Annotated in this window: 4 protein-coding genes; 2 read left to right on the forward strand and 2 right to left on the reverse strand. The window is 64.8% G+C overall.

The features are described 5' to 3' along the window. Window positions 1-68: 68 nt before the first annotated feature. Window positions 69-2,771 (forward strand): S8 family serine peptidase, encoded by a 2,703-nt coding sequence (locus JAO73_RS03185; protein ID WP_198975695.1) that lies wholly within the window; start codon window positions 69-71, stop codon window positions 2,769-2,771. 90 nt (window positions 2,772-2,861) lie between these two features. On the opposite strand, the gene JAO73_RS03190 is transcribed toward JAO73_RS03185, so the two are convergent. Further along, complete coding sequence (locus JAO73_RS03190) at window positions 2,862-3,626, reverse strand: M57 family metalloprotease (RefSeq protein WP_233168645.1); 765 nt, start codon at window positions 3,624-3,626, stop codon at window positions 2,862-2,864. 220 nt (window positions 3,627-3,846) lie between these two features. Then, window positions 3,847-4,608: a M57 family metalloprotease gene (locus JAO73_RS03195; RefSeq protein WP_233168646.1), complete on the reverse strand. Its 762-nt coding sequence runs from the start codon at window positions 4,606-4,608 to the stop codon at window positions 3,847-3,849. 426 nt (window positions 4,609-5,034) lie between these two features. Between JAO73_RS03195 and ricT the strand changes: the two genes are divergently transcribed. Then, window positions 5,035-6,566: regulatory iron-sulfur-containing complex subunit RicT (gene ricT / locus JAO73_RS03200; protein ID WP_317191191.1), on the forward strand; the 1,532-nt coding region annotated here is incomplete at its 3' end.

Below are 6,566 nucleotides of genomic sequence, written 5' to 3' on the forward strand. Positions count from 1 at the left end.
TGTTGGATTTGGCTTTACCTTTGAAAAGAAGGCTACGGCCAGCCCCGCAACTCCTTTCTACCAAGCGCATGCTGCAACCCCCGAGCAATTTCACCACCGGCCGGAAGGCACTTTCCTTGTCTTGGCGCTGCCGTGGGTGGCTGTTGCTCGTGCTGCTGGCCGGGCCGCAGTTGCTCCGGGCACAGGCGCCGCGTGCTGCCGCGCAAGCCCGGCTGGCGCCCGGCCTGCAAGCCCGGCTGGCGCCCGGCCTGCAGGCCGCCTTGGGGGCCCGGGGGCCGCAAGCCGTGCGCGTGCGCGTGGCCGACCCCGCCGCTTTCCGCCGCTGGGTGCAGCAGCACCTGCCCGCCGCGCAAGTGTCGCAGCCCGGTGCTTCGCCCCGCACCCTGGAAGTGCGCGGCCTGAGCGCCGCGGCTGTTTCCCAATTGGCTACCGCCGCTCCGGTCGATTTTGTGGACGTAACCGACCGCCAGGCCCACGAGGAGCGCCAGCTCAATAACTCCGATTTGTCGGTGAATGCCGTTGCAGCTGTGCACGCCCGCTTTCCGCAGCTGGCCGGCCAGGGCCTGGCCGTGTCGGTGAAAGAATTGCCCTTCGACCCCAACGACATTGATTTTATTGGTCGAGTCATTAACCCGACTGCGTTTCCGGCCCCTTTTTCCGACCACGCTACGGCCATGGCCACGCTCATCGGCGGCGCCGGCAACTCCAGCCCATTGGGGCGCGGCGTGGCCCGGCAGGTGCGCCTGACCACTTCCGACTTTGCGCGTCTGTTGCCCGACGACGGCCCCCAGCTGGCGGCAGCCGGCGTGTCGGTGCAGAACCATTCCTACGGCGTGGCCATCGAAAACTACTACGGCATCGAGTCGCTGGAATACGACCGGCAGGTGCGGCAGTACCCCACGCTGCTGCACGTGTTTTCATCGGGCAACGTGGGCTCGGCCGCCAGCCCCAGCGGCCCCTACACCGGCCTGGCGGGCGTAGCCAACGTCACGGGCCAGTTCAAGATGTCGAAAAACACCCTAACCGTGGGCGCCACCGACCCCAGCGGGCAGGTGGCCAGCCTCAGCTCGCGCGGCCCGGCCTACGACGGCCGCCTCAAGCCCGAGCTGGTGGCCTACGGCGAAGGCGGCTCCTCCGAGGCCGCCGCGCTGGTGTCGGGCATCGGCGTACTGCTGCAGCAGGCCTACCGCGACCAGCACAGCGGCGCGCTGCCCCCCGCCGCCCTCGTGAAAGCCGTACTCCTGAACAGCGCCGACGACCTGGGCCGGCCCGAAGTCGATTTCGTGAGCGGCTACGGGCAGGCCGATGCGCTGGGCGCGCTGACCACCATGCGCAACGGCCAGTTTTTCAGTGGCAGCGTGGCCCAGGGCGCCGAGCAGGTGTTCACCGTGTCGGTGCCCGCCGGCCAGCAGTTCAAAGCCACCCTGGTGTGGAGCGACCCCGAAGCCGCTGCCAACGCCGCCAAAGCGTTGGTGAACGACCTCGACCTGGAGCTGGTCTCGACCTCAACCGGCCAGCGGTGGCAGCCCTGGGCCCTGAGCAGCACGCCTCGCCTCGACTCTCTGACCCTGCCCGCCCGCCGCCGCCCCGACCACCTCAACAACGTCGAGCAAATCACCCTCGCCGTGCCCACGGCCGGCACCTACGAGTTGCACGTGCGGGGCTTTGCCGTGCCGCAGGGCCCGCAGGCCTTCAGCCTGGCATATGAAACCAGCCCAACGGCGCTGGAATGGCGCAGCCCGCAACGCGCCGTCAATGTGCGGCCGGGCGCGGCTACCACCCTGCTCTGGTACTGGAACGGCCCGGCCACCGCCACCGGCCGCCTCGAATACCGCCCGGTGGGCCGCGCGCAGTGGCGGGCCGTGAGCGCCGCCGTGCCGCTCGCGCCCAACCGCTACGCCTGGACCGTGCCCGATACCACCGCGCTGGCGCAGCTGCGCTTCGTGGTTGGCAGCCAGAATTTTACTTCCGATACGTTTGCCATTGTGCAGGCCCCGGCGGTGCAAGTGGGCTACACCTGCCCCGAGGAAACCTTGCTGCAATGGCGCCGCGTGCCCGGGGCCACCGGCTACCAGGTATACCGGCTGGGCGCCTCCACGCTCGTGCCCCTGGCGCAGCTGAGTGCCGACACCGCGCTGGTGCTCAACCAGGCCCAGATGGCGCAAACGCGCTACTATGCCGTGGCGCCGCTGTTGCGCGGCGTCATCGTGCAGCCCGGCTCTACCATCGACTTTGCTACCCAGGGCACGGCGTGCTATTTCCGTTCGTTTCTGCCCCGGCAGCTGGTCGACGAGTCCATTCGTTTTGATGTGGAGCTGGGCACGGTGTTCCGGCTGCGCTCGGCCACGCTGGAGCGTATGGGCTCGGCTGGCTACGAGGCCGTGCAAACCATCACCCCGCTCACCGCTGCCCGTTTCTCCTTCACCGACCGGCCGCCTGCTGCCGGGCGCTACCTCTACCGCGTGCGCCTCGACAACGTCGCCGGCCAGCAATTTTACAGCGGCACCGAGGAAGCCTACCTGCTGGGCTCCGGCCAACTGCAGGCTTATCCCAACCCCGTACCGGCCGGCGCCCCGCTCACGGTGGTGGCCAACAGCACAACGCCTGTGGTCATTCGCCTCTACGACATGCTGGGCCGTTTCCAACGCACGGCCACAGCCGCTGGCCAGATTAACGTAATCGAAACCGAGGGGCTGAAACCTGGGCTTTACCTGCTACAGGTGCAGCAGGACGACGTGCCCAAGCAAACCCTGCGGGTTGTTATTCAATAAGTCCACCGTATGCGGCTCAGCGGGCTAACAACGAAAAGCCCCGACTCATTGCTGAGTCGGGGCTTTTTGCATGAGCTACCGGCCGGGGGGCTAGTAGATGTAGTTGAGGGCGGTGAGGTCGTTGGCGGTGAAGGGGCGGTTGACGCCGTTGCCCACGCAGGCCAGCATCCAGGAGTTGGGCTCGGCCGTGGAAGGCGTGCCCGGAATCAGGATGGCTCCCACCGTGCTGGCGCCTTCGTTGGCCTTGCGCCCGCCGCAGCTATACTGGCGGTTGTAGTAGTCGGTGTGGCGCATGCCGATGCAGTGGCCCATCTCGTGCGCCATGATGGTGGCGATGTAATTCACGTTTGAGCTGTTGATGACGTTGGGCACCAAGGTGAAGCCGGGGGCGGGGTTGCCGCCGCTGGGGAAGCCGCCCGACTGGCCCAACACGCCCGGGCCGAGGTCGGCCGAGTACTTCACGGGCAAATCGCCGCCGCTCGAAACGCGGGTGAAACGCAGCTGCAGGTTGGCGGCATTGTAGCGGGCAATAGCCTCATCGATGGCCGCGCTATATGCGGCCGGGAATCCGCTGGCCAAGCTTACGGTCAGGGTGCGGCCCCCGGTGGCATTCACTAGGTTGGTGGTGCGGTATTGCTCCTCGTCGCCTACGCGCAGCGTGCCGTAGCCGGGGGCGCTGGCCAGCAACTCCGGCGTCAGCAGCATGTCGCCTTCTACCACGTAGCCGTTGTCGACGGCGCGCACATCGTCGGTACTAAAGCCCAGGGCTTTGATTTGGCCGAGCACCTCAGTAGAGAGAGCTTCGGCTTTGGGGGTAGACTCTTTTTCCTTCGAGCAGGAGGAAAAGGCCAGCATCGAGGCAAGGCAAAGGCCGGCAGCAAATAAGTTTTGGGTCTTCATACGTTGGTTGGAAATGGTGGTGGGATGATGGAAAGACAAAAGCAATAAGCAACAATTATTTAATAATCTGCTATTTATTGCTTGATGATATGATGGCTCTTAATACAAGAGCCCCAACTCATAAGAGTCGAGGCTCTTGTATTAAATGGGTTGGATACAAGCTACCGGCCGGGGGCTAGTAGATGTAGTTGAGGGCGGTGAGGTCGTTGGCGGTGAAGGGGCGGTTGACGCCGTTGCCCACGCAGGCCAGCATCCAGGAGTTGGGCTCGGCAGCCGAAGGCGTGCCCGGAATCAGGATGGCCCCCACCGTGCTGGCGCCCTCGTTAGAGGCGCTACCGCCGCAGCTGTAAGCGCGGTTGTAGTAGTCGGTGTGGCGCATGCCGATGCAGTGGCCCATCTCGTGCGCCATGATGGTGGCGATGTAATTCACGTTTGAGCTGTTGATGACGTTGGGCACCAAGGTGAAGCCGGGGGCGGGGTTGCCGCCGCTGGGGAAGCCGCCCGACTGGCCCAGCACACCCGTGCCCAAGTTCGACGAGTACTTCACCGGCATCTGGGCGCCCGAGCTCACGCGGCGAAACTGCACCCGCAGGTTGGCGGCGTTGTAGCGGCGGATGGCTTCGTCGATGGCCTGCACATAGTAAGAGTTGAACGAGCTGCTGATGCTCACGGTCAGCACGCGGGGCAGGCCGGTCACCAAGTTGGTGGTGCGGTACTGCTCTTCGTCGCCCACGCGCAGCGTAGAATAGCCGGGGGCGCTGGCCAGCAGCTCCGGCGTCAGCAGCATGTCGCCTTCTACCACGTAGCCGCCCTCAACGGCGCGCACGTCCTGGGTGCCAAAGCCCAAGGCTTTTATTTGGCTCAGCGTCTCCTGCGAAACGGCGGCGGGGGTGGCAGCGGCCTGCTCTTTTTCTTTCGAGCAGGAGGAAAGTGCCAACGTCGAGGCGACGCAAATGGCAGCGGCAGAAAGTACGTTTTGTAGTTTCATAGGGTAAACGGGGTTGGTAGTTGTGAAAAATGGTTGAAGGATGGGCCAAATAAGAGCAGAATAATTGTAAATGTCAATGGGAATTAATTCTAAAAAATGGAATAATTGCAAAAAACCGCTTCTATTCATCAAATCATCACTTTGTGATTTTACCGCGCTGGCTCAGTTGCCAAAATCTTACACGTTTATGTGTAAAGTGCTAAAAGCAAGATTGAATTGAATCCTGCAAAGTCGAGGTGCGATTGCAGCGTTGCCAAGGCCGTTTTTACGGCCTGCCCTTACACTTTCGAGGTGCCCTTGCCGAAATACGTATCTTTGCTAGGAACCGAATTCTCGCGGAAAACCCGTTTCCGCTCAACTATATATTTCTGACCAGTGGCTTGTACTTCATGTTCTTCCGGCGGTGGCTGCGGCACCAAAGTCGGCGGCTGTGGCTCCAAAGGGGGCTGCAGCTCCGGCGGCTGCACCCGCCTCAATGTATTCGACTGGCTCCAAGACGTGGAAATGCCCGATTCGTTTGCGGGCTTTGATATCGTGGAAATCCGCTTCAAGGGCGGCCGCAAAGAGTTTATGCGCAACGAGCTGCGCCTGCCGCTCGTCACCGGCGACGCCGTGGTGGTGGAGGCGGCCGGCTCCGGCTGGCACCTGGGCCACGTGAGCCTGAAGGGCGAGCTGGTGCGCCTGCAGATGCGCAAAAAGAAAATTCCAACCGACTCCAAGGAAATCCGCAACGTGCTGCGCATCGCCACCCCCGACGACGTGGAGCGTTGGGAAGCCGTGCGCGACCTCGAAAACGGCACCATGTTTCGGGCCCGCGCCGTGGTGGGCGAACTGCGCCTCCGCATGAAGCTGAGCGACGTGGAATACCAGGCCGACCGCACCCGCGCCCTGTTCTACTACTCGGCCGAAGACCGGGTCGATTTCCGCGAGCTCATCCGCCGCCTGGCCGATGAGTTTCGCGTGCGCGTCGAGATGCGCCAGATTTCCCTGCGTCAGGAAGCTGGCCGCATCGGTGGCATCGGCGTGTGCGGCCGCGAGTTGTGCTGCTCGACCTGGCTGCAGGATTTCAAAACCGTGAGCACCACGGCCGCTCGCTACCAAAACCTGAGCCTGAACCCGCAGAAGCTGGCCGGCCAGTGCGGCCGCCTCAAGTGCTGCCTCAACTACGAGCTCGACGCCTACCTCGACGCCCTTAAGGACATTCCGCAGGTGCAGCGCCCGCTCAAAACCAGCAAGGGCGAGGCCTACTTGCAAAAAACCGACATTTTCCGCCGCCGCATGTGGTTTGCCTTCAAGGGCGACAACAACTGGGTGATGCTGGACACGGCCCGCGTGCGCGAGCTGCTGGACCTGAACAAGCGCGGCGAAATCATCGAAAGCCTGCTGCCGCCCCGCGAAGAAGCTCCCGAGCCCGAAGTGTCGGCCATCGTGGAAGGCTCCCTCGACCGTCTCGACGACAAAATCAAGTCGAGCAGCAAGCGCTCGAAGCGCAAAAAAGGCAAGCCCGAAGCCCGCGAAGGCGCCACCCAAAACGAAGCCGCCGAAGCCCGCCCCGCACGCGAGCCTCGCGAACCCAAGGAGCCCCGCGCCGGCCGCGAACCCGGCGCCGAGCCCCGCGAAGGCCGCGAGGCGCGTCCGCCGCGTGAGCCCCGCGAAGGCCGCGCGCCCCGCGACGGGCGCCGCCCGGCCGGTGCCGCCCCCGGTGGCCCCCGCCCGCCCGAGCAAATGACCAGCCCCGGCCCCGGCGACGCCGACAACCCCACACCGGCCCTGGGTGATGTGCCCGAGCAGCGCGGCCGGCGCGGCGCGGCCGCCCGCCCGCCTGTCCCTGATGCGCATCTCCGAGCCCACGGGGCCCGCCTGCAGCGCGCGGGCCGGCCTCGGCCGGGGGAGGGGGGGGGGGGGGG

The organism is Hymenobacter miniatus, assembly GCF_016427455.1.
Classification (GTDB): Bacteria; Bacteroidota; Bacteroidia; order Cytophagales; family Hymenobacteraceae; genus Hymenobacter; species Hymenobacter armeniacus.